This window comes from Enterobacter sp. 22499 (genome assembly GCF_052044815.1).
GTDB classification, from domain to species: domain Bacteria; phylum Pseudomonadota; class Gammaproteobacteria; order Enterobacterales; family Enterobacteriaceae; genus Enterobacter; species Enterobacter bugandensis.
Genome location: NZ_JBQENR010000008.1, coordinates 163,170 through 186,590, shown reverse-complemented (window position 1 = coordinate 186,590; position 23,421 = coordinate 163,170). Strand labels below are relative to the sequence as shown.

The following is a 23,421-nucleotide window of genomic DNA, read 5'->3' as shown; positions in this document are numbered from 1 at the left end:
CAAGAGAGATTGTCATCATTCATCAGGCACAAGGACCTCCAGAAAATGAATAATCATTTCAGGTGTATTGGGATCGTCGGGCATCCGCGTCACCCTACCGCATTGACGACACATGAAATGTTGTATCGCTGGTTGTGTAGCAAAGGCTATGAAGTGATGGTCGAGCAGCAAATTGCGCAGGAACTGCAGCTGAAGAGCGTCAAAACCGGCACGCTGGCGGAAATTGGCCAACAGGCCGATCTCGCCGTGGTGGTGGGCGGCGATGGCAACATGCTCGGCGCGGCACGCACGCTGGCGCGTTATGACATCAAGGTCATCGGTATCAACCGCGGCAATCTCGGCTTTTTAACCGACCTCGACCCGGACAACGCGCAGCAACAGCTGGCCGACGTGCTGGAAGGTCATTATATCAGCGAAAAACGCTTTTTACTGGAAGCGCAGGTGTGCCAGCAGGACTGTCAGAAGCGCATCAGCACCGCGATTAACGAGGTGGTGCTTCATCCCGGCAAAGTGGCACACATGATTGAGTTCGAAGTTTATATCGACGAAATCTTTGCCTTTTCCCAGCGTTCTGACGGGTTGATTATCTCCACCCCGACCGGCTCAACCGCCTACTCGCTTTCTGCGGGCGGCCCGATCCTGACGCCCTCTCTGGATGCTATTACGCTAGTGCCGATGTTCCCGCACACGCTCTCCGCGCGCCCGCTGGTGATTAACGGCGACAGTACGATACGTCTGCGCTTCTCGCACCGCCGTAACGACCTGGAGATCAGCTGCGACAGCCAGATCGCGCTGCCAATCCAGGAAGGTGAAGATGTTCTTATTCGCCGGTGTGATTACCACCTGAATTTGATTCACCCGAAAGATTACAGCTATTTCAACACATTAAGCTCGAAGCTTGGCTGGTCAAAAAAATTGTTCTGATTTTGCATCCAGTACTTTACTGTATAAAAAACCAGTTTATACTGTATGAAAACACAGTTATGGTTTTTCATACAGGAAAACAATTATGCTGGCACAACTGACCATCAGCAACTTTGCCATTGTTCGTGAGCTTGAGATCGATTTCCACAGCGGCATGACGGCGATCACCGGCGAAACCGGTGCGGGTAAATCCATTGCCATTGATGCCCTCGGCTTGTGCCTTGGCGGCCGTGCAGAAGGCGACATGGTGCGCATGGGCGCAAACCGTGCCGATCTTTGCGCACGTTTCTCCCTGAAAGATACCCCTGCAGCCCTGCGCTGGCTGGAACAAAATCAGCTCGAAGATGGACGTGAGTGTTTACTTCGCCGCGTGATCAGCAGCGACGGGCGCTCCCGTGGCTTTATCAACGGCACGGCAGTCCCGCTCTCCCAGCTCCGCGAACTCGGCCAGCTCCTTATCCAGATCCACGGTCAGCACGCGCATCAGCAACTCGTCAAACCAGAACAGCAGAAAGCCCTGCTTGATGGCTATGCGGGTGAGTACGCGCTTACTCAGCTTATGGCGGAGCACTACCGCCAGTGGCATCAGAGCTGCCGCGAGCTCGCCCAGCACCAGCAGCAAAGCCAGGAGCGCGCCGCGCGTGCGGAGCTGCTGGCGTACCAGCTTAAAGAGCTGAACGAATTCAACCCGCAGGCGGGTGAGTTTGAACAAATTGACGAAGAGTACAAGCGCCTCGCCAACAGCGGCCACCTGCTCTCAACCAGCCAGAATGCCCTCAACATGCTGGCAGATGGCGAAGACGTTAACCTGCAGAGCCAGCTGTACAATGTCCGTCAACTGGTCACCGAACTGGCCGGCATGGACAGTAAACTTTCTGGCGTACTGGATATGCTGGAAGAGGCCGCGATTCAAATCTCAGAAGCCAGTGACGAACTGCGTCATTATTGTGAACGGCTGGACCTCGACCCGAACCGCCTGTTTGAGCTGGAGCAGCGCCTTTCTCGTCAGATTTCACTGGCGCGCAAGCACCATGTCACGCCGGAAGAACTACCAGGCTATTATCAGTCTCTGCTCGAAGAACAGCAGCAGCTTGACGATCAGGCGGATTCGCAGGAAACCCTCTCTCTGGCAGTGAACCTGCATCATCAGCAGGCGCTGACCACGGCGAAAAAACTGCATGAGATCCGTCAACATTACGCTCAGGAGCTAAGCCAGCACATCACCGATAGCATGCACACGCTGGCGATGCCGCACGGTGTATTCACTATTGATGTCCGTTTTGAAGAGAACCACCTGACGGCAGAAGGGGCGGATCGCATCGAGTTCCGCGTCACCACCAACCCGGGGCAGCCGCTGCAGGCAATCTCCAAAGTGGCATCCGGTGGTGAACTGTCGCGTATTGCGCTGGCGATTCAGGTGATTACCGCACGTAAAATGGAAACCCCGGCGCTGATTTTCGATGAAGTGGATGTGGGCATCAGCGGCCCAACGGCGGCAGTGGTGGGTAAACTGCTGCGCCAGCTAGGTGAGTCAACGCAGGTGATGTGTGTCACCCACCTGCCGCAGGTCGCGGGATGTGGTCATCATCACTTTATTGTCAGTAAAGAAACCGACGGCGAAATGACCGAAACGCACATGAAGCCGCTGGATAAACGCGCGCGTCTGCAGGAGCTGGCACGACTGCTCGGCGGCAGTGAAGTCACGCGTAATACGCTCGCGAACGCGAAAGAACTGCTGGCGGCATAAACTTTTTCGGGATCTCAGGGTCATACAGAACAACAAAAACGCCGCCAGACCGGTTTCAAAGTGGGGCAAGGTCTATTATCATCGGCATATTACATATGAGCCGCGTTCTGCTCGGGCCCGAAAAGGAATCAAATCACTATGCGTTGTAAAATGCTGACCGCTGCCGCAGCGGTTCTTCTGATGTTGACCGCAGGCTGTTCCACTCTGGAGAAAGTGGTTTACCGTCCTGACATCAACCAGGGGAACTACCTTACCCCTAACGATGTGTCCAAAATCCGCGTGGGGATGACACAACAGCAGGTCGCTTATGCACTGGGAACCCCGATGATGACCGATCCGTTCGGCACTAACACCTGGTTCTATGTATTCCGTCAGCAGCCTGGCCACGAAAGCGTGACCCAGCAGACCCTGACGTTGACCTTCAGCAGCGCCGGTGTGTTGACCAACATCGACAACAAACCTGCCCTGACAAAATAATCAGAAGCCAGAAATGCAAAAAGGTGCTCAACGAGCACCTTTTTTGTTTTTCTTTATCCCTTCCCCCCTTTGGGAAGAGGGACAGGGTGAGGGGGAAACACGCTACTTAGCAGACTTCTCCGCGCGCTGGCGACGCAGCTCTTTCGGGTCGGCAATCAGAGGACGATAAATCTCGACCCGGTCGCCCTCTTTCAACACGTCGCCCAGCTTCACCGGACGGCTGTAAATCCCGACCTTGTTCTTCGCCAGGTCGATATCTCTGCGAAGCTCAAGGATGCCGGACGCGCGGATAGCCGCCTCAACGGTGGCACCCTCTTCCAGCATTACGCGCTGTAAGTACTGCTTCTCCGGCAGCGCGTAGACCACCTCTACAGCAATCTTATGCGACACTGTAAACCTCTTTGGCGCGGGTGGTAAACGCCTGAACCATATTTGACGCCAGCTCTTTAAAGATGCGGCCAAACGCCAGCTCAATTAGCTTATTGGTGAACTCAAAGTCCAGATGGAACTCAATGCGGCAGGCGTCAGCGCTCAGTGGCGTAAACTTCCAGCCACCCATCAGGGTTTTAAATGGACCATCCACCAGATGCATCAAAATACTCTGATTGTTAGTCAGCGTATTGCGGGTGGTGAACGTCTTGCTGATCCCCGCTTTGGAGACATCCACCGCCGCAGTCATCTGCGTCGGGCCAGACTCCAGAACGCGGCTCCCGGTACATCCCGGGATAAACTCTGGATAAGACTGAACATCGTTCACTAACTGATACATTTGTTCCGCGCTGTAAGGAACGAGCGCAGTACGGCTAATCTGAGGCATAGCATTTTCCATGGTCACACAACGGACAAATAATAACATTTATCACCTGTTAAAAAAACGCTAAGCCTCATCTCGTGCTAAGATAGCGCGTTAGACCTCACAGGACGCAATGAGGTGACTTTTTGAAATCAGATTACCGACGGCTTTACGACACTTATGACGAAGAAAAAAGCACATAAACCAGGCTCGGCGACCATTGCGCTCAACAAGCGTGCTCGCCACGAGTATTTCATTGAAGAAGAATTCGAAGCTGGCCTTGCGTTGCAGGGCTGGGAAGTAAAATCGCTGCGCGCCGGGAAAGCCAACATCGGCGACAGCTACGTGATCCTTAAAGATGGCGAAGCCTTCCTGTTCGGCGCGAACTTTACGCCGCTGACTGTCGCCTCGTCGCACTACGTATGTGACCCAACGCGCACCCGCAAGCTGCTGCTGAACAAGCGTGAGCTGGAATCCCTCTACGGACGCATCAACCGTGAAGGTTTCACCGTGGTCGCCCTGTCACTGTACTGGAAAAATGCCTGGTGCAAAGTGAAAGTTGGTGTCGCGAAAGGTAAAAAACAGCACGACAAACGTACTGACCTGAAAGAACGCGAGTGGCAGTTGGATAAAGCGCGCATCATGAAAAACGCAGGACGTTGATTCTGCACACTTATTGTACTATTCAATAAGTTAGCGTTCCGGGCTGGTATCCAGGAAGTGAAATCTGGTATACTTAGTTCAACACTATTGGGGCTGATTCTGGATTCGACGGGATTTGCGAAACCCAAGGTGCATGCCGAGGGGCGGTTTGCCTCGTTAAAAGCCGCAAAAAAATAGTCGCAAACGACGAAAACTACGCTTTAGCAGCTTAATAACCTGCTCTGAGCCCTCTCTCCCTAGCTTCCGCTCTTAAGACGGGGATCAAAGAGAGGTCAAACCCAAAAGAGATCGCGTGGAAGCCCTGCCTGGGGTTGAAGCGTTAAAACTAATCAGGCTAGTTCGTTAGTGGCGTGTCTGTCCGCAGCTGGCGTGCGAATGTAAAGACAAACTAAGCATGTAGTACCGAGGATGTAGAAATTTCGGACGCGGGTTCAACTCCCGCCAGCTCCACCAAAATTCTCCATCGGTGATTACCAGAGTCATCCGATGAAGTCCTAAGAGCCCGCACGGCGCAAGCCCTGCGGGCTTTTTTGTGCCTTCAATTTGTCCCGCGAAGTCCAAAGAGAACTAATTAAATCCGAACCTTTTAGGCCCATTGATAGGCCCAACGAAAAGCTCTATTGTTTTCGTTGGGCCTAAACGCATGGAGACTCCCATGGCAAGAAAAACCAAGCCGCTAACCGATACGGAAATCAAAGCCGCCAAACCTAAAGATGCCGATTACCAGCTGTATGATGGTGACGGGCTTACTCTGTTAATCAAGTCCAGTGGTAGTAAGCTCTGGCAGTTCCGTTACTATCGACCTCTGACAAAGCAGCGAACCAAGCAGAGCTTCGGTGCCTACCCTGCTGTCTCACTTTCTGATGCGCGTAAACTCAGAGCCGAATCTCGAGTTTTATTGGCAAAAGATATTGATCCTCAGGAACACCAGAAAGAACAGGTGAGGAATTCTCAAGAGGCCAAAACCAACACCTTCTTGTTAGTTGCCGAGCGTTGGTGGAATGTGAAGAAAACCAGCGTAACAGAGGACTATGCCGACGATATCTGGCGCTCGCTTGAGAGAGATGTTTTCCCAGCAATCGGTGATATCAGCATCACTGAGATTAAGGCTCATACTCTGGTTAAAGCTGTTCAGCCGGTTCAGGCCAGAGGTGCATTAGAGACTGTTCGCCGCCTTTGTCAGCGTATTAACGAAGTCATGATTTATGCGCAGAACACAGGCCTGATTGATGCAGTTCCCAGTGTAAATATCGGAAAAGCGTTCGAGAAACCGCAAAAGAAAAACATGCCGAGTATCCGTCCGGATCAGCTTCCACAGTTAATGCAAACAATGCGTACGGCAAGTATAAGTATGTCAACGCGGTGCTTGTTCATGTGGCAGCTTCTCACCATTGCCCGCCCTGCCGAAGCCGCTGAGGCACGATGGGATGAGATCGATTTTGATGCTAACGAATGGAAAATTCCAGCAGCCCGAATGAAGATGAACCGGGACCATACGGTTCCACTATCCAATGAGGCTCTCTCTATTCTGGAAATGATGAAGTTACTCAGTGGTGGACAAGAATTTATCTTTCCCAGTCGCATCAAACCTACCAAGCCAATGAACAGTCAAACAGTTAATGCCGCACTGAAGCGTGCAGGCTTAGGAGGTATTCTCGTTTCTCATGGCTTGCGTTCTATCGCAAGTACAGCTCTCAATGAGCAAGGGTTTCCGCCTGATGTTATTGAGGCAGCATTGGCTCATGTAGACAAAAATGAGGTACGACGAGCTTACAATCGAAGCGATTATCTTGAGCAACGACGTCCAATGATGCAATGGTGGGCTGATTTTGTTAGCAAGGCCGATAGCGGGAGCATTGTTGAAAGTGGGAAAACGGAGTTAAAACTTGTGGGCTGAGTTGTAAGCTGGACTGGTTTTTTCCCAGCAAAGGTGCATTGGCTCAAACCTGACTTGGAGTAATCGTAGATAGATCGCAATCGAATCTGACAGTCTGGTTTGTGCCAATAACGGACGTTGTTAAGCTCATGCAGTATGGATTCACGAAGAACATACATTATATATTGTCCTGATTAACTCGGGATGAAAGCTTCTGATGGCTCTCTTTTTGCTCGCTGTAACGATCTGCAAGATAACCGGTTTGTCCCTTAAGCAGCACTGTGATTTTAAATCAGCTTCTCGGCTACATCAACGGAACTAAATGTTTCTCGACTATTCTCTAAGGCAACTTGCGGCCTACACAAAAAAGAGCCGGGTTATACCCGGCTCTTTTTAGCTGATTTCAAAATCTTTTAATTCCCCACCTTCAGCAATCAGATTTGAGATCCGCTTCGGCATTCGCCCCTGACCTGACCATGTTTTTGACTCTCCAGTTTCGTCAGTATATCGATACTTCGCGGGGCGGGGGGAGCGCGTTCTTTTAGCCTTACCCGGAGAGCCAATAGCAGCCATAAGTTCGGATGGGTCGATACCCTCATCAAGCATCATCTGACGAAGTGATTCCAGTTTATCGCGGCGCTGACTTTCATTTGCAAGACGTAATGTCTCTTCTTCTCGTCGTTCTATAAGAATAATTTTAAACTTTTCCAGAACATCTTCCAGCACATCTAAGGACATTTCACGAGTCTGGGAACGTAAGGTACGGATATTGTTTAACTGTGTCAGAGCATCTGACATAAAGAGACCTCTTAAAATTTCAGCAAATACCAATGTCGACGGTTGCTCATCAACCCGATTTTTCTTAATGAGCATTTTAATCCGATTGGTACATATTGTTATTAACGAGGTTTAGACTACTGATATAAATCTCTTATCGCAAGACAAAATTAAGAGGAATGTGCAAGAACTAAATCTTAACTCCTACGAAATGTCCCTGCATTTTTGAGGGTACTAAAAACTATGATGCCAGGAGCCATCCGGAGAGCCTTTTTATAGCCTCATAACTATTGCTTCAGTCATACCTGATGAGTTTTAAATCAGGAGAGACATTTAGTGAATTAGCGCGGCCACTTAGTAAGATTTTTCACAAATGGCAAGATGGCACGCAGGTGAGAGACACCTGTATTTTGTCAGAGGGTAGCGAATTACTTTCTCTTTATATAGGTGTTTCTAAAAAAGTGTAATGTTAAAAAAAAGCCTGCTGTTAGCAGGCCATAAATGTTTTTAACTCATTTTTTGTTCGATTCTGATAAATAGGGTAAGCATGCAATTAAACGTGGAGCAGAGAGCATAAAAAATGCTATAAATATTTCCTGGCCGCATCAAGTATCTCCTGTGACGTTAACTCCCTGTCAGTAGCCACGTAAACAATACCATGATCGCCAGTTAAGGAAGGAAAACCTGCAGACATAATCCGAAGATGTGTTTCTTCACCGTTTGGATATTCCTGCCTGATAGAGGATATACCTTCCAGAACGGTCATAACTTTACAGGATTCAGCATTAAAGAAAACAAGGACTTTAATCATATTCTATTACCCTGTTCTCTCGTGGGTGTTAACTGGCAGATGTCATTAAGGTCAAAGCCATTACGAGGTGCTTTCGGAGATAGCCTCGCTCATTACGCACTTCTTATTTAACAAGCAGTTAGTTTGTGCTTTTAAAATTTTATGCAGTAGTCCTGCACTCCATTACATCGGTCAGCGCACTCATAATTGTGAAAAATATGCTGATCAGATATTAAGAATAAACGATTTTTATCTGATTTAAGTTATGGATCTGTCTACTCAGGAATAATCCTTCATCGTTATCGCAGATCCACATTGATTTATTTATCGCAAAGTATTACGTTTGCAGCAGCAGGACCTTTGTCTCCGATCTGAATGGCGAATTCAACTTTCTGTCCTTCAAATAAAGTTTTAAAGTTGTCGCCATTAAGCGCAGAAAAATGGACAACGATATCTTTGCTGCCATCAAGAGGAGAGATGAAGCCAAAACCTTTGTCTTCGTTAAACCATTTTACCAGGCCTGTAATTCTAGAGGTCATACTGACTCCTGTTATACATCGTTGTATTGATAGTAAACGTATGGACTCAAAAAGAGGGGATATCAACGATAGCGCCTGGTAATGAGAACTGCCCGGAAAATTTCTAACTTTCATTAGTACATCGAACTGATGGGATTCATTAAGGCACAGGGAATCGATATAAGCAAATTATCTTTTAGCCGTCCAGAGGTCCTGTAGGGAAAATAAAAGTGGCTGAATGCCATTTTCAGTGTATAGTCTTTACTTGTTTTCAATAAGGAATTGACTTGTCCCATAAAATGACAGGAATTGTCAAAAGCTTTGATATTCTTAGTGGTAAAGGCCTCATCATCCCATCTGATGGACGAAAAGACGTTCTGCTTCACATTTCAGCCGTTAACTCCCGCGAATCAGAATTACTCATCCCTGGAAGGCGCATAGAATTTTGCCGGATAAACGGTCTCAGGGGGCCTGTGGCTGCGAACATTTATCTTTCCTGATTTTCATTGTGTCAAAATAAATAGATTAAAACTTAACCACACGTGGTACGGTGAATCTCATTCATTGAAAGGTTAATGGTTATGTCTGTTATCAATTACGCAATGAAACTCTTCAGCAGTGCGTCTACTGCCGCTGCTGCCTGTCCTGTTTGTGGCTTAAAATCAGCACAATCGTTGTCAAAAATCCGGCTCAACCAGACCATGCTTTGCCCCGGATGTAAGGCTCTGTTTATCTCCCGACGCTAGCTCGACCAAAACCGCAGAACAGAGCTTATGTCCTATACTTATGTTAGATTCCGGCAGCTGTTAAATCCCTGATGCCTGACGCCCATCCTGAGAGAACTTTTCTGATCTGATTTCGCAACTGCTCCTGCGCGCTAACGTCGCATCAGAGCAATGCTATGAAAATGAACCCAAGAGCGTGGTTTAACCGCTCCCGTATTCTGATTAATGCTGCCGAAAACATAACGTTTTCGGCGAACGATCCTGCCGGTGAAAGCACCCCGCGGTCAGAACTCTTTTCGACCGTCCAGATGGAACGCTACGGCCAGAAGCTGGCGCGGACTCATAAAGTATCACCAGATAAGCATCCTTATTATCTTCTGAAACGGCTTGGCGACAATGAGGCCGTCATTACCCAAAACTGCTATGAGCTTAACGCTGGTAAAAAGACCAGTATCATGCCCGCCGGTGAATGGCTGCTGGACAATTATTATCTGATTGAGGAACAAATCCGCACTGTCCGCCAGCACCTGCCGAAAAGCTTTGGCAAAGGTCTTCCGTCGCTGGTATCGCCGCTGAATTGCCCACGAATTTATCATATTGCATCAGAGGCCATTGCTCACGGCGATGGCCGCTGGGATGCCGCCAGCCTGACCAGCTATCTCACAGCCTATCAACAGGTGACGCCGCTGACGCTGGGTGAAGTCTGGGCGTTACCGGGAATGCTGCGACTGGCGCTGATTGAAAATCTTCGTCGTATCAGTATGGAAGTGATAAAAGCGCAGCAGGACAGAAACCTTGCCGATACGTGGATAACAAGGATTGTCGAATGCGCAGAGAGTGCGCCTGGTGATTTAATTATGGTGGTTGCCGATATGGCGCGCTCCCGACCTCCGTTAACCAGTGCGTTTGTCGCAGAGCTGGTGCGGCGCCTGCAGGGGCATGGCAACGCGCTGTCGTTACCTCTGACCTGGGTTGATCAGTGCCTTCGGGAACAGGGGATCACCACTGACGTTCTCATACATAGTTTCAATCAGCAGCTTGCCGCCAGCCAGCTGTCCGTCAGTAACAGCATCGCGGGCCTGCGATTATTGAGTGAAACGGACTGGGCTGATTTCGCCGAAACGATAAGCGTTGTCGAACAGGCATTACGCAATGATCCTGCCGGCATTTATCCCCGTATGCACTTCAATACCCGGGATCATTACCGGCACGTAGTTGAGGTTCTGGCCAGAGACAGCGGTCTCAGCGAGCCTGAGGTTGCTGAGAAGGTGCTGGCGCTTTCAGAGGAAAAAGCGCCCGATACACCGGAACATCATGTTGGTTATTATCTTGCGGGCGAAGGTCGACAGGCGCTGGATATTCATCTCCTGGCAGACGCCTCAAGGCTCATACGCTTGCGGCACAGTTTCAACAGAATAACCCTGCTGTCATGGCTTGGAAGCCTGGCGTTGCTGACAACCGCAGCGACCGCAGCAATAATGCACGAAACCGCCATGCAGGGCGCAGACTGGCTATTGATCGCGGTGATATTGCCTCTGATTATTGCTTTAACTCAGTTAATGAGCGATTTACTCAGTGATGCAACCACCCGTTTTCGCGTTCCTCGACCCTTGCCGGGGATGGATTTTTCAGCCGGTATTCCCGCTGACAATGCCACCATGTTAGTCATTCCCTGCATGTTGACCAGCCACGAAAGTTTCAGCCAGCTCCTCACCAGTCTTGAAGTTTGCTGGTTGGGGAATCAAAACGAAAATCTCAGGTTCGCGCTGCTCACAGACTTCGCTGATTCTGAAAATGAACCCTCGCCGGAAAGTCACGCGCTGCTCAGACAGGCTATCGCCGATACGCAGGCGCTTAATCGCCGCTACCCCTCCGGCCGACCACGTTTTTATCTGTTACATCGTCAGCCTGAATGGAACCCCTCGGAAGGAGCGTGGATGGGCTATGAACGCAAGCGGGGAAAACTGGCGTTACTTAACAGCTGGTTGCGCCATCCCGGAACGCAATTCGTCAGCGTTGCAGACATGCCTGCCCATCTTTTACCGGGTCACATAAAATACGTCATTACCCTGGACAGCGATACGGTGCTCCCGCGCGATACGGCACACAAACTCGTCGCGGCGATGGCCCATCCGCTGAATACGCCAGAGTATGATCCGGTACGCCAGAGGGTTGTCAAAGGATTCGGTATTTTACAGCCCGGTCTTGCGGAGGAGATACCACGCAACGGTCAGGGGCGTTACGCAGCCCTGCGCAGCAGCGTACCGGGCAATAACCCTTATTCGATGATGTCTTCGGATATCTATCAGGATCTCTTTGGGGAAGGCTCGTTTGTGGGCAAAGGGATTTACGATGTTGATATTTTTATGCAGGCCACTGCCAACATCTGCCCGGAAAATCTGGTACTCAGCCACGATCTGCTTGAAGGATGCTATGCACGTTCGGGTCTGCTGAGCGAGGTGTTACTCTACGAACAGTACCCTAATAATTATCTGTCGGATGTTGCACGACGTTCACGCTGGATCCGGGGTGACTGGCAACTGCTTAACTGGCTGAAACCACGCGTCAGAAAAGCCGATGGAACCCATGTCAGGAATCCGCTGACCGCGCTTTCTTACTGGAAATTACTCGATAATCTACGTCGCAGTCTGGTCGCCCCCTCTTTACTGATATTGCTGTTCTTCACTCTGCTTTGGGTACCCAATCCTGTTTACTGGCTGGGCATACTGTTGCTGATATGGCTGTTGCCAGCCATCCTCTGCATCAGCCATGACCTTCTGCATAAACCTCTGCGTCGCCGCGTGAAGCCGCATCTGTTACTGGTGGGGGCGGGCGCGCTGAAGCGTTTGTCAGGTATCAGCCTTAATTTTGCGATACTGCCGCACGAAGCCGGATATTCGCTGAAAGCGATCGCCGTGACGCTATGGCGATTGGGGATCAGCAGGCGTCACCTCAGCCAGTGGGTCAGCCACAGCCAGGACAGCGATCGTGCCAGACCCGCTGTTGCAAGCTTTTATCAGGCCATGTGGCTAAACGTTGCCAGTGGCGTGACGCTGACAATACTGACCGGACAGTTTGCCCCACAGCTGCTGGGGATTGCGTTACCGATCGGTTTGGTATGGTGTGTGGCCCCGCTGCTGATGAGCTGGCTGAGTCGCCAGCCCGTGCGTAAGGTGTTTTCGCCAACTCAGGAACAAAAACAGCTGTTACGCCAGACAAGCCGTGAAATCTGGGCTTTTTTTGAAACGTTTGCCACAGAAAAAGAGAACTGGCTTCCGCCTGATAATTATCAGGAAATACCACAACCGACGGTGGCACACCGAACTTCTCCTACCAATATTGGTCTTTCCCTTATGGCTAACCTGACGGCATGGGACTTTGGCTACCTGCCCGGCGGAGAGGTGCTCCGGCGCGTGTCGCTCACGCTCGACACGCTGGATAAAATGGAACACTACCGGGGCCATCTCTACAACTGGTATGACACCCGGACACTGGTCCCCCTCAGTCCACGCTATATCTCAAGCGTCGACAGCGGCAACATGGCCGGGCATTTGTTGACCCTGCGTGCAGGCTTGTCCGCCATGCGTCATCAGCCTGTTTTAAGCAGCCAACAGATACTGGCAGGACTGAACGATACGCTGGATATTCTGGAAAAACAGTGGGGTAAGAACCCACCTGACAGCCTGAGACTGCTGCGCAAGCATTGCCTGAATGCGATGTCGCTCTCTCCGCAGGCGTTTTTCAGCGAACTGAAAAGCATGCGCACCCAGTGTAACCATCTGACCAGCGCATGTCATCAGGGATCTCCTCTTCAGATGCGCTGGGCTGGACATCTGGAGCATCAACTGGTTCAGCTTTGCCATGAGTGGTCTCTGTTGCTTGGCTGGTTACCTGCATGCTGGAATGAACAGACGCTGCCGACGCTGAGCGAGCTTGCCCGTCCGACATTAACCGGTACAGGAACGCCTCCGGCGTTAGCGGCGGAGCAGGCCCGAATGCGACTCAATATTATCACCGAGCTGGAACAGCGGCTGGATGAGCATGCCCGGATGGATTTCGCCTTTCTGTACAGTGAAGCAACCAGTCTGCTCAGCGTCGGTTATAACTGTGACACCAATATGCCTGACAAGAGCCACTACGATCTCCTGCCGTCTGAAATCCGGCTGACCAGTTTTCTTGCCATTGCGACTAATCAACTGCCTCTTAAAAGCTGGTACGCGCTGGGTCGACTGTTTACCTCGATTGATAACGAAACTGCCCTGATGTCATGGAGCGGGTCCATGTTTGAATACCTGATGCCGAATCTGGTGATGCCCACCAGCCCCGGCAGCCTGCTCGATGAAATGAGTCAGTCGGCGGTTATGCGCCAGATTCACTGGGGGAAAGAACGCGGGGTACCGTGGGGTGTTTCAGAGTCTGGCTATCATGCTTTTGATGTTCAGCATAATTATCAGTATCAGGCATTTGGCGTACCGGGTCTCGGTCTGCGCAGGGGGCTTGCCGATGACATGGTGGTTGCTCCTTACGCCACGCTGCTGGCGCTGATGGTTTCCCCACAGAGAGCCTGTGAGAACCTGTTCAGGCTGCAAAAAAATGGTGCACGCGGAGAATACGGTTTTTATGAAGCGCTGGACTATACCCCCTCACGTCTTGCAACCGGCCAGCTCTATGCGGTGGTACAGTCCTGGATGGCGCATCACCAAGGTATGGCATTTCAGGCGCTGGCTCATGTGCTGCTTGACGCCCCCATGACTGAACGCTTTATGTCCAGTACGGTATTCCGGTCAGCGAGTCTGCTGTTACAGGAGCGCGTGCCGGATGCGGTCGATCTGTACAGTCCGCGCCGTCATTTTGAATCTCATGAGGGCAGGGTCAAACCCGTCCGCTATGAACCCCGTATTTTCTATAGCGTGGATACCCCCACCCCGGATATTCAACTGCTGTCCAACGGCCATTATCATCTGATGTTGACCGCGGGGGGCGGTGGTTACAGTCGCTGGAATGATATTGCACTAACCCGCTGGCGCAGTGATACCACCCGTGATAACTGGGGAGCATTTTGCTACTTCCGCGATACCCAGACGGGAGATGTGTGGAGCAATACCTGGCAACCGACAGGCTACACCAGCGGACAAGACGAGGAAGTGTTATTCACCGATGCGGGGGCAGAATTCAGACGCAGCTTCGGGGGACTCAGCGTCAAAACTCAGGTGGTGATCTCTCCGGAGGATGATGTTGAATTGCGACGGCTCACACTGATTCATCGTGGTCGCAAACCTCGCTCTCTGGAGCTGACAACCTATGCTGAAGTGGTACTGGCACCTGATGTCAGCGATCTGGCACACCCGGCATTTAGCAATTTGTTTATTCAGACTGAGCTGGCTCCTGAGCGTGACGCTATTCTTTGCCACCGGCGCCCGCGCTCACCGGATGAACCGGGCCCTTGCCTGTTTCACATGATGGTGGTGCACGGCGATAACCGACATAACGTGTCGTTTGAAACGGACAGGGCAAGCTTTATTGGACGTGGCAGAAACCCTGCGAATGCCCGGGCAATAGAGGCGGGAGGGACGCTAAGCAACACGTCGGGCTCGGTGCTGGATCCGATACTGGCAATTCGCCACGCCATCATTCTGCAGCCGGGGCAGCCGGTTACGATTGATATCATTTATGGCATCAGCGAGACCCGTCAGCAGAGCCTGGCGTTGCTGGAGAAATATCGCGATTACCCTATCGCCGATCGCGTCTTTGAACTGGCCTGGTCTCACAGTCTGGTGGTATTGCGCCAGATGAACGCCAGTGAAGATGATGCCACGTTGTTCAATAGTCTCGCCAGCGCTGTGCTTTATCCTGTCCAGGAGCTGCGAGCCGAAGGCCAGGCGATCGGCCGCAACCGGCGTGGCCAGTCCGGACTGTGGGGCTGGGCAATTTCAGGGGATCTGCCGATAGTGCTGCTGAGTATAACCAGCGAGGAAAGTATCACCTCAGTGACCACACTGATTCAGGCACACCGTTACTGGAGACAGAAAGGGCTGGATGTTGATTTGGTTATCCTGAATAACAGCCCCGGCGGCTACCAGCAGGGATTACAAAATCAGATTATGGAGTTAATTTATGCCGGGTCTGAAGCCAGTCTGCTGGATAAAAAGGGCGGGCTTTTTGTCCGGAACGGTGAGCATCTCTCCGCTGAGGATAAGTTGCTTTTGATGAGCGTGGCCTGTCTTTATCTTGATGACCGCGCAGGGGGTATTAATGAGCAGCTTAACCAGCGTATTCATACCCTGAAATCGCCGGCAAGGGCATTCATTCCGCGTGCTGTGCGCGACCGTAATCAACATACGGACTGGAGCCCTGATACCAGTCAGTTATGCCATTTCAATGGGTACGGTGGATTTTCTCAGGATGGGCGGGAGTATCAGATCGTCCTTCGGGAAAATGCGCTTACACCGGCTCCCTGGTCGAACATACTGGCAAATTCTCGTTTTGGCTGTGTGATCTCAGAGGCAGGGCAGGCCTATACCTGGTATGAGAATGCCCATGAATACCGGTTGACGCCGTGGGAGAACGATCCGGTGAGCGATCGCAGCGGCGAGGCATTTTACCTGCGCGATGAAGAGAGCGGGGAGTGCTGGTCGCCGACGGCTTTACCTGTTCGCGGACACGGTGATTACCTGACCCGCCATGGTTTTGGCTACAGCGTTTTTGCCCATCGTGAGAGTGGTATAGACAGCGAGTTGACGGTCCTGGTTGCTGAAGAAGATCCGGTTAAACTGGTGCTCCTGACGCTCAGCAACTCTTCGGGACGGACACGTCAACTTTCCGTCACAGGCTATGTAGAGTGGACGCTCGGAGAAACACGAACGCGCTCAGCCCCTCACATTGTGACACATGTGGCCAGAACGCCCGGCGGCTGCGGGGTGCTTGCGAATAACTTTTATGGTGATAATGGTGGCGGCCGAACTGCATTTTTTGCCGTCAGCGGTAATGACTGTTCTCTGACAGGGGATCGCCGGGAGTTTATTGGCCGTAATGGTTCCCTTCACGCCCCTTCGGCCATGAAACTGCAAAAGCTTTCTGGTAAGACGGGGGCCGGTCTGGATCCCTGCGGAGCGGTGCAATCGGCGGTTACATTAATTGACGGGGACCAGAGGACGTTTATTTTTATCCTCGGCGCAGAGGAGAATGATGTCTGTGCTCAGGAGACGCTGGCCCGCTACATGAACGAGGATACGGTCCGCCAGGAGCTGAACCGGATTCATAATCACTGGCACAATGTTCTCGATAAAATCGTAGTTAACACCCCCGACACGTCCGTAAATTTACTGGTTAATGGTTGGCTGTTGTATCAGACGGTCGCCTGCCGTCTTATGGCCCGGAGTGGCTACTATCAGTCTGGCGGTGCATTTGGTTTTCGCGATCAGCTGCAGGATACGCTGGCTCTGAGCCACGCTGCTCCGGACCGGATGCGTGAACAGATAATACTCTGTGCATCACGGCAGTTTATCGAGGGGGATGTGCAGCACTGGTGGCACCCGCCACACGGCAACGGTGTGCGTACCCGCTGTTCCGATGACTATCTTTGGCTGCCGCTTGCTGCTTGCCACTATGTTGAAACGACGGGGGATATGGATGCACTGGAAATACGCATTCCTTATCTGGAGGGACGCTCGCTTCAGCCTGGTGAAGAGTCTGTCTATGACACGCCGGTCATCAGCGGCACCGAAGAGACACTCTGGTTACACTGCGTCAAAGCTATTCACTATGGACTTCGCTTCGGGGAGCATGGCCTGCCGCTGATGGGGGCTGGTGACTGGAATGACGGGATGAACCGGGTGGGTATCGAAGGCAAAGGTGAAAGCGTCTGGCTGGGCTTCTTCCTGTACGACATTTTGCAGCGGTTTGCAGCGCTGGCGGAGCGCAGGCTGGATGAAAGCGTCGCCGCGATGTGCCGTTCACAGGCTCTGCGCCTGCAAAGTAATCTCGAAGCCCACGCCTGGGATGGGGAATGGTATCGGCGCGGGTATTTTGACGATGGTACTCCCCTGGGATCGAAAACCTCACAGGACTGCCGGATTGATGCGATTGCGCAGAGCTGGTCTGTATTGTCCGGCGCCGCGAGCCCGGGACGGTGCGCAAAGGCCATGCAGGCGCTGGATAAGCACCTTGTGGATAACGAAGGAGGGCTGATCAAACTGTTAACGCCTCCTTTCGACGGACACGGTCCAAATCCGGGCTACATACAGGGGTACCTGCCCGGCGTGCGGGAAAACGGAGGGCAGTATACGCATGGCGCCATCTGGGCAGTGATGGCCTTTGCCCGAATGGGGAATGCCGAACGAGCCTGGCAACTCTGGTCAATGCTCAGCCCTGTAAATCATACCCTGAATGCGGACTCTGTCGGGATTTATAAAGCTGAGCCTTATGTCATGAGTGCTGATGTCTACAGCGTCGCTCCCCATACCGGACGTGCAGGGTGGAGCTGGTATACCGGTTCCGCAGGCTGGGCCTGGCGTTTACTTACCGAGGAATTACTGGGGATAAAACGTTCCGGCACTGACTTTAGTGTTCATGCCAGGTTACCGGATGAGTGGTCGTCTTTTTCTATGGCATATCAATATGGTGAAAGCCATTATCAGATTAGTGTTTCACGCGGCGATGCAGAATATTGCGTGACGCTGGATGGTGTTCTCCTCCCTGATGACAGAATACCGCTGAAGGATGATGGACAAAACCATACGGTTGAGATCATTCAGAGCTGACACTGATCCCGGAGGTGCATTAACGTCTGCCGTTAATGCGCTGATTATCCCTGAGAACATCAATCGCAGTCTGCATGGCGATTTTGTCATCCCGCCTTTTTTGTTTGTCCTGCATGACCTGAAGGTATTCCAGCAAGGTGCGGGTATTAATCGGTCGGCCCTGTTTACCCACAGCCAGCACGGCTTCGCCAAGAATAATTTTCACAGGCGGTAGTTGTGCCGGATACCAGTCAAGGGTGTCTTCTGATTTCATCTTAAATTTCTCACGGAAGGGTAGTGTACCATAAATCAGACGTTCAATTTTCAATATCTGATAACCTCATTCAGACACAACTTAACATAACTTATGCCAGTTATTTTTATATTAAAGCGTATAATAATTACTATATTTCTCAGAGAATTATTTATGTCTTATACAAATGGGCTCAGGTATTTTAAAGAAAGACCGGTTCATGTTGCCTGCCCGGTATGCGCATACAGAGCCGATCAGAAAGCAGGTAAACTAAGAAAAGATGCGGTTCTTGAGTGCCCTGCCTGCGGACTGTTGTTCAGACCTTCAGAATGCTGGTGTATCGGCGGCTGAACGGCTTCTGCCACGTAACGTCAGTGATGTCGGAAAATGACAACGTTCCTCCTGTACTGCAGTTGTCGAGGGTATGATAATGAAATCTAAAAAATCTGTTTTTATTGAAGGACATATCCTGTCGAACAGCTGTCACGGGCAGGCTGGCCAACCTTTCTGTATTCACCGGGTCAGGTTTAGTAATGGTAAATATGCGATTATTCGGGTGGCATCCGGGATATGTTTCAAACCAGGGGAAATTATTCAACGAAACGATTGTGAGTGGTTTTATAAACTTACCAAAATTCGGCTTCTTTCTTTTGAGTACCTTGATGATGATGAATCAAGAAGACAATTTCTTGAGTATCAATGATAAAACATGGATTTATAACAGAATAACTTTGCTGGCTTACAATTCATTCCTGACTCTTTAAATTCTTTACCAGTCATTGCAAAGTTATTTTTTTCTGAATTTAGATGACTTTAAATTGTCTAAAACAAAATGTATCGCTAAAGACAAATTGCTTCATTGTTTTCCTTTTGCGTTATAACCTTCATTAGCATTAAGGAAATTTATGGCACAGACTTTTACTCATAATTTACTTCATCCTCGCCACTGGCTTACCTGGTCTGGTTTGGGTCTGCTGTGGCTTCTCGTTCAACTTCCTTACCCGGTTTTACATACTCTGGGCTCTGGCCTTGGAAAAATATCCAGACCCTTTCTGAAACGCCGGGAAGGAATTGCGATTAGAAATATCGAACTGTGCTTTCCCGAGATGACACCGTTTGCCCGGAGCCAGATGGTCAATAAAAACTTTGTTTCTCTCGGGCTGGGACTGATGGAAACAGGAATGGCCTGGTTCTGGAGCGATGCGAGAGTCAAAAAATGGTTTGATGTCGAAGGGCTTGAAAACCTGACCGGCGCGACAAAAGGAGTAATGGTTGTCGGGATTCATTTTATGTCCCTTGAGTTGTGTGGAAGAGTAATGGGGTTATGCCATCCTATGATGGCAACGTATCGCCCACACAATGATCCATTAATGGAATGGGTACAGACAAAAGGTCGTATGCGTTCAAATAAGGCTATGATTAATCGACGTAATTTATCAGGTTTTGTTCATGCGCTAAAAGCAGGTGAAGCCGTTTGGTTTGCACCAGACCAGGATTATGGGTCTAAGGGAAGCGTTTTTGCACCTTTTTTCTCGGTAAAAAAAGCAGCCACGACGAACGGAACGTATGCTCTGTCAAAACTCGCTGGTGCACACTTGATCACACTTAGCATGGTTCGACGTAGCGATAAAAAAGGTTATCACATGTATATCAGCAATCCGTTGGCAGGTTATCCAGGGGAAGATAAGGTCGCCGCAGCGGCTTATATGAACAAGATCATCGAGCGTGAAATTCTCCGTGCTCCTGAGCAATACCTGTGGATGCATCGCAGGTTCAAAACGCGTCCTGAAGGCGAAGTCTCTTTATACAAATGAACAACTCAACTTGTCATGAGCCAGAATCTATCTTTCTTGCCACTGCGTATTTGTAAAAATGCAATAAGGAATTTTCGATCGGATTCATGTTAACGATGGCTTGACTGACAGCCAAGGTTAATCAATTGAACCGGTTCGGATTTGAAGGTCCGTTTTTCGCTCATAGTGGACAGTTTAATCCCTATGAGCTCCCATCAGCCTTCATTGGCTCATATGTGGCTTTCGAGAGCTCCGCCCGTGTCGGCCTGTCATCGATACTTGCGCTGCAAACGCGCCGCGCATATATGGTTTGGGCTTACCTTTTATCAAACGCTTAGACTACTTTTCACCTGCCAAATTTTTTGGATAAAAGCCATCATTGCCAAAGCAACATCGAAAAATGCTTAATTAAAAGTGCTCACGCCTGCATCCCCTTACCCCGTGCTAGGTTAATCCTGTCAACGCATTCCCTAAACGCTTTGACTTGCTCTGGAGAGAGCTCAGATTCATCAATGTTGGCCAGAAGAGCATTGAGGGAGCGCTCAATATCATTTTTTGCTAATCGTAAACAGATAACCTTAACCCAACGTGGCGAGAACTTGCTGAGGCCGATTGCTCTTGTGATTCGTAATTTCATGCCATGCCTCTCAACCACCAGTGTGGAGGTTTTCATACTCGCTTATAACACGCATTGGATAGGCCTTCTGTTATTATTTTACCTGCAAGCTGACAATAGGCATTGCGCCTGGGACCAACCAGCTTTCAGCGAACATCAAATTTGGTTGTCTGGACTGACCCCACCCCGGTAGACGATCCTGCCCTATAGTTGGACTGACCCCACCCCGGTAGACGATCCTGCCCTATAGTTTGAGCATAGGAGGAACGTATGGGCACACCACGATTTACACCTGAATTTAAGGAAGAAGCCGTCCGTCAAATAACGGAACGCGGTTATTCCGTTGCCGAAGTATCCGACCGTCTGGGCGTTTCTGCACACAGCCTCTACAAGTGGCTACGGGCTATCAAACCTGATAACAGCGAACAGCATGCCCGGGATTTACTGGAAGCCAAAAGCGAGATCCTGAAACTCCGGGCGCAGCTAAAACGCACCGAAGAAGAACGGGATATCCTGAAAAAGGCCGCGCGGTACTTTGCAAGGGAGCCCGACTGAAGTACCGCTTTATCAATGAGCACCGCACTGTATGGGGTGTGATGACGATGTGTCGGGTACTGAATGTCGCCCGGGCCGGGTTCTACGCGTGACTGCATAACCCGGTCTCGGCACGCGATAAAGATAACCAGCGCCTGCTAACGCTTATCCGTGACTCATATTCACTGAGCGGAGGCGTATACGGTTACCGGCGGGTTCATGGCGACCTGAACGAAATCGGGGAGACCTGCGGCAAAAACCGGGTGGGTCGTATTATGCAACTGAACCGGATCAAAGCCGTGCGCGGCTATAAAGCGCCGCGTCGTATCGCCGGCCGACCTTCAGTGGTTGCCGCCCCTAATCGCGTGCAGCGGCAGTTTACTGTTGTCCGGGCCAATCAGGTCTGGGTTACAGACATCACTTACATCCGCACCTGGCAGGGCTGGTTGTATCTGGCGGTGGTTATCGACCTCTTCGCCCGTAACGTGGTTGGCTGGTCGATGAAGCCCACTCTCTCTCGCGAACTGGCTCTCGACGCGCTGATGATGGCCGTCTGGCGTCGAAAACCGGACGGTGAGGTTATCGTACATAGCGATCAGGGCAGCCAGTACGGCAGTGACGACTGGCAGCGCTTCTGCCGGGCTAATAACCTGGCCCCGAGCATGAGCAGGCGTGGCAACTGCTGGGATAATGCGGTGGCCGAATCGTTCTTCAGTTCGCTGAAAAAAGAGCGGATCAGAAAACGCATCTATAAAACCCGGGATCTGGCCCGGGCCGATATCTTCGATTACATTGAAGTGTTCTACAACCGGGCCCGGCGCCACAGCCACCTCGGCGGCGTCAGTCCGGAGGCCTTCGAACAGGCCTCATCGTGAGGACAGAATTTGTCTACGGGCGTGGGGTCAGTCCATTAAAATGCCTTAAAGAGAGGTGCACATGAGCTGTAAGAGAATATTGTGCAGTGCCTTGTTCAGCGGTCTCAGCAACTTCAGCGATCTGTGTTTTTATCTAAAACTACGGCTGCAAATCCGGAAATAGAATTAAAGCTAATGGGAGGAGTGCGATCCTCACTCTCTCCCACATTATCTTCCAAACTATGGCGAAACAGGCGTTAGGGGTTGTTTTATTTTGCTCAAAATCCAAGCATCAATCTCGGATTCTAGCCAACCTACCGTCTTTGCCCCCAGTTTCACCCTTTGGGGAAATGTCGGATCATGACGATCTGAATTAGGGTCAAGCCAATCGTATACCGTTGAACGACCAATACCTAACTTCTTGACAAGTGCAGATATACGCAGGATTTTTACAGACCTTGGTTCCATTAAAAAGCTTCCTCTCTTGGTATGCTTTGAACGGAAGTCAGACTATCTGCTAGTGCAACTGTGCGACATACGGCTGCAATACCTCATTTTTTACGGAGCTTAACTGATTGAATAATGGATAATTTTAGATTTGATGATTTTATCGTTGATTTGAAAACTACGTTCAATAATAAGAGCGCAAGATTATCCCATAGATTCAATGCGGCTGACTGGGAGCAGGAAAAGGTGGTTTCAGGTGCAAATGAATATCATGAGTTTGTACTATCGCTAGTTGCAAGCATGCTTAAGAACCCGGTTGTACGCCGTAGGTTTGATGATCAAGTCTACAAAATGTCATTTGATGAACCGGACACGGTTAGCGAAACTATAGATGAACTTGTTTTTCTAGCTGATGTTAACTGGCACCTAGGGCTTGGGCTCCTGAACGCGAATAAAAATGAAGCGATAAAGTGCCTACTCCTAAGTATTGAATACCTTGATTACTGCCGTGGTCTTGAAGATCAAGAATTGTGGCAACAGCAACAGACCACAAAACTCGATGTTCCGGTGAAGGGGGGCAGAAGTAAAGCTGCTCGCTTTGATCCCGTTAAAGCCAAAATTATCAGGCTTTTGCAGGAAGCTTGCCCTTCAGGCGGATGGGATGCTAAATCAGAAGCTTTGAAGGGCATAGAGAATGGGATTAATGAACTGGAATGGCCATCTGCCCGTGACCAGAATAATCTGACCAAAACCGGAGCTGAAATATTTGCAATGAAGATACGCCAGGTTGAAGTCTGGTCAAGTCAGGATCAGAAAATCAAAGCTGCATTTGATAGTGTCGTAAAGACTAAAAAGAAATAGATGTACTTGAGTTCTAATATGCTGACAGTGTAAAC

The 23,421-nt window shown here is 50.4% G+C and carries 20 protein-coding genes, 1 other RNA gene and 2 pseudogenes; 14 read left to right on the top strand and 9 right to left on the bottom strand.

Annotation, left to right across the window (positions count from 1 at the left end; all coding sequences use genetic code 11):
- The first annotated feature begins 45 nt into the window (after positions 1 to 45).
- The 3 genes from nadK to bamE all read left to right on the top strand — a co-directional run bounded on the left by nadK (position 46) and on the right by bamE (position 3,148).
- Entirely contained in the window at positions 46 to 924 is an 879-nt protein-coding gene (gene nadK, locus ACTJI7_RS20190; RefSeq protein WP_008502500.1) for an NAD(+) kinase, read from the top strand.
- Between the two features lie 85 nt (positions 925 to 1,009).
- Complete coding sequence (gene recN, locus ACTJI7_RS20185) at positions 1,010 to 2,671, top strand: DNA repair protein RecN (RefSeq protein ID WP_048957964.1); 1,662 nt, start codon at positions 1,010 to 1,012, stop codon at positions 2,669 to 2,671.
- Positions 2,672 to 2,809: 138 nt separating this feature from the next.
- Positions 2,810 to 3,148 (top strand): outer membrane protein assembly factor BamE, encoded by a 339-nt coding sequence (gene bamE / locus ACTJI7_RS20180; RefSeq protein ID WP_028014132.1) that lies wholly within the window; start codon positions 2,810 to 2,812, stop codon positions 3,146 to 3,148.
- Positions 3,149 to 3,250: 102 nt separating this feature from the next.
- Here the strand turns inward: bamE and ACTJI7_RS20175 are convergent, their stop codons facing one another.
- Positions 3,251 to 3,538, bottom strand: a complete 288-nt coding sequence (locus ACTJI7_RS20175) for an RnfH family protein (protein WP_045260867.1) — start codon at positions 3,536 to 3,538, stop codon at positions 3,251 to 3,253.
- Complete coding sequence (locus tag ACTJI7_RS20170) at positions 3,528 to 3,965, bottom strand: type II toxin-antitoxin system RatA family toxin (protein ID WP_008502504.1); 438 nt, start codon at positions 3,963 to 3,965, stop codon at positions 3,528 to 3,530. The genes ACTJI7_RS20175 and ACTJI7_RS20170 overlap by 11 nt, the downstream gene beginning before the upstream one ends.
- A 156-nt stretch (positions 3,966 to 4,121) precedes the next feature.
- Here ACTJI7_RS20170 and smpB point away from each other — a divergent pair, with 156 nt between their 5' ends.
- The 3 genes from smpB to ACTJI7_RS20155 all read left to right on the top strand — a co-directional run bounded on the left by smpB (position 4,122) and on the right by ACTJI7_RS20155 (position 6,501).
- Complete coding sequence (gene smpB, locus ACTJI7_RS20165; RefSeq protein WP_008502505.1) at positions 4,122 to 4,604, top strand: SsrA-binding protein SmpB; 483 nt, start codon at positions 4,122 to 4,124, stop codon at positions 4,602 to 4,604.
- A gap of 89 nt (positions 4,605 to 4,693) precedes the next feature.
- Positions 4,694 to 5,057: a transfer-messenger RNA gene (gene ssrA, locus ACTJI7_RS20160) on the top strand.
- A 202-nt stretch (positions 5,058 to 5,259) separates the two neighbouring features.
- Positions 5,260 to 6,501 carry an integrase gene (locus ACTJI7_RS20155; RefSeq protein WP_323283352.1) on the top strand — a complete coding sequence of 414 codons (1,242 nt, stop codon included), beginning with the start codon at positions 5,260 to 5,262 and terminating at the stop codon, positions 6,499 to 6,501.
- A 157-nt stretch (positions 6,502 to 6,658) separates the two neighbouring features.
- On the opposite strand, the pseudogene ACTJI7_RS20150 reads toward ACTJI7_RS20155, so the two are convergent.
- From ACTJI7_RS20150 to ACTJI7_RS20135, 4 genes and pseudogenes are all read right to left on the bottom strand, one after another.
- Positions 6,659 to 6,821 (bottom strand): annotated as a pseudogene (locus tag ACTJI7_RS20150) (arsenical resistance protein ArsH); the annotation flags it as partial.
- 52 nt (positions 6,822 to 6,873) lie between these two features.
- Positions 6,874 to 7,278, bottom strand: coding sequence for an H-NS family histone-like protein (locus ACTJI7_RS20145; protein WP_323283376.1), 405 nt, complete (start codon positions 7,276 to 7,278; stop codon positions 6,874 to 6,876).
- Positions 7,279 to 7,840: 562 nt separating this feature from the next.
- The gene (locus tag ACTJI7_RS20140; RefSeq protein ID WP_010434226.1) at positions 7,841 to 8,068 is read right to left on the bottom strand and encodes a hypothetical protein; all 228 of its coding nucleotides are present in this window, start codon (positions 8,066 to 8,068) and stop codon (positions 7,841 to 7,843) included.
- Positions 8,069 to 8,367: 299 nt separating this feature from the next.
- Positions 8,368 to 8,586: a cold shock domain-containing protein gene (locus ACTJI7_RS20135; RefSeq protein WP_016239707.1), complete on the bottom strand. Its 219-nt coding sequence runs from the start codon at positions 8,584 to 8,586 to the stop codon at positions 8,368 to 8,370.
- A 266-nt stretch (positions 8,587 to 8,852) separates the two neighbouring features.
- Between ACTJI7_RS20135 and cspF the strand changes: the two genes are divergently transcribed.
- The 3 genes from cspF (at position 8,853) to ACTJI7_RS20120 (ending at position 18,049) form a co-directional block, all read left to right on the top strand.
- Positions 8,853 to 9,065 carry a cold shock-like protein CspF gene (cspF, locus tag ACTJI7_RS20130; protein ID WP_071601025.1) on the top strand — a complete coding sequence of 71 codons (213 nt, stop codon included), beginning with the start codon at positions 8,853 to 8,855 and terminating at the stop codon, positions 9,063 to 9,065.
- A gap of 75 nt (positions 9,066 to 9,140) precedes the next feature.
- Positions 9,141 to 9,311, top strand: coding sequence for a YnfU family zinc-binding protein (locus tag ACTJI7_RS20125; protein WP_318528834.1), 171 nt, complete (start codon positions 9,141 to 9,143; stop codon positions 9,309 to 9,311).
- A 155-nt stretch (positions 9,312 to 9,466) separates the two neighbouring features.
- Entirely contained in the window at positions 9,467 to 18,049 is an 8,583-nt protein-coding gene (locus ACTJI7_RS20120; RefSeq protein WP_440670811.1) for a GH36-type glycosyl hydrolase domain-containing protein, read from the top strand.
- A gap of 19 nt (positions 18,050 to 18,068) precedes the next feature.
- Here the strand turns inward: ACTJI7_RS20120 and ACTJI7_RS20115 are convergent, their stop codons facing one another.
- Positions 18,069 to 18,302, bottom strand: a complete 234-nt coding sequence (locus ACTJI7_RS20115) for a hypothetical protein (protein ID WP_004132711.1) — start codon at positions 18,300 to 18,302, stop codon at positions 18,069 to 18,071.
- Between the two features lie 93 nt (positions 18,303 to 18,395).
- Here ACTJI7_RS20115 and ACTJI7_RS20110 point away from each other — a divergent pair, with 93 nt between their 5' ends.
- The 3 genes from ACTJI7_RS20110 (at position 18,396) to lpxP (ending at position 20,095) form a co-directional block, all read left to right on the top strand.
- On the top strand, positions 18,396 to 18,632 hold the full coding sequence (locus ACTJI7_RS20110; protein ID WP_350309020.1) for a YnfU family zinc-binding protein: 237 nt from the start codon (positions 18,396 to 18,398) through the stop codon (positions 18,630 to 18,632).
- Between the two features lie 79 nt (positions 18,633 to 18,711).
- The gene (locus ACTJI7_RS20105; protein WP_016239704.1) at positions 18,712 to 18,984 is read left to right on the top strand and encodes a hypothetical protein; all 273 of its coding nucleotides are present in this window, start codon (positions 18,712 to 18,714) and stop codon (positions 18,982 to 18,984) included.
- Positions 18,985 to 19,186: 202 nt separating this feature from the next.
- On the top strand, positions 19,187 to 20,095 hold the full coding sequence (lpxP, locus tag ACTJI7_RS20100; RefSeq protein WP_023329314.1) for a kdo(2)-lipid IV(A) palmitoleoyltransferase: 909 nt from the start codon (positions 19,187 to 19,189) through the stop codon (positions 20,093 to 20,095).
- A 397-nt stretch (positions 20,096 to 20,492) separates the two neighbouring features.
- Here the strand turns inward: lpxP and ACTJI7_RS20095 are convergent, their stop codons facing one another.
- Complete coding sequence (locus ACTJI7_RS20095) at positions 20,493 to 20,711, bottom strand: hypothetical protein (RefSeq protein ID WP_042718081.1); 219 nt, start codon at positions 20,709 to 20,711, stop codon at positions 20,493 to 20,495.
- 249 nt (positions 20,712 to 20,960) lie between these two features.
- Here ACTJI7_RS20095 and ACTJI7_RS20090 point away from each other — a divergent pair.
- Positions 20,961 to 22,099 (top strand): annotated as a pseudogene (locus tag ACTJI7_RS20090) (IS3 family transposase).
- Between the two features lie 219 nt (positions 22,100 to 22,318).
- Here ACTJI7_RS20090 and ACTJI7_RS20085 read toward each other — a convergent pair.
- Positions 22,319 to 22,546 carry a helix-turn-helix transcriptional regulator gene (locus ACTJI7_RS20085; protein WP_252145809.1) on the bottom strand — a complete coding sequence of 76 codons (228 nt, stop codon included), beginning with the start codon at positions 22,544 to 22,546 and terminating at the stop codon, positions 22,319 to 22,321.
- Between the two features lie 114 nt (positions 22,547 to 22,660).
- Between ACTJI7_RS20085 and ACTJI7_RS20080 the strand changes: the two genes are divergently transcribed.
- Positions 22,661 to 23,386 carry a hypothetical protein gene (locus tag ACTJI7_RS20080; RefSeq protein ID WP_323283350.1) on the top strand — a complete coding sequence of 242 codons (726 nt, stop codon included), beginning with the start codon at positions 22,661 to 22,663 and terminating at the stop codon, positions 23,384 to 23,386.
- The last annotated feature ends 35 nt before the right edge of the window (positions 23,387 to 23,421 follow it).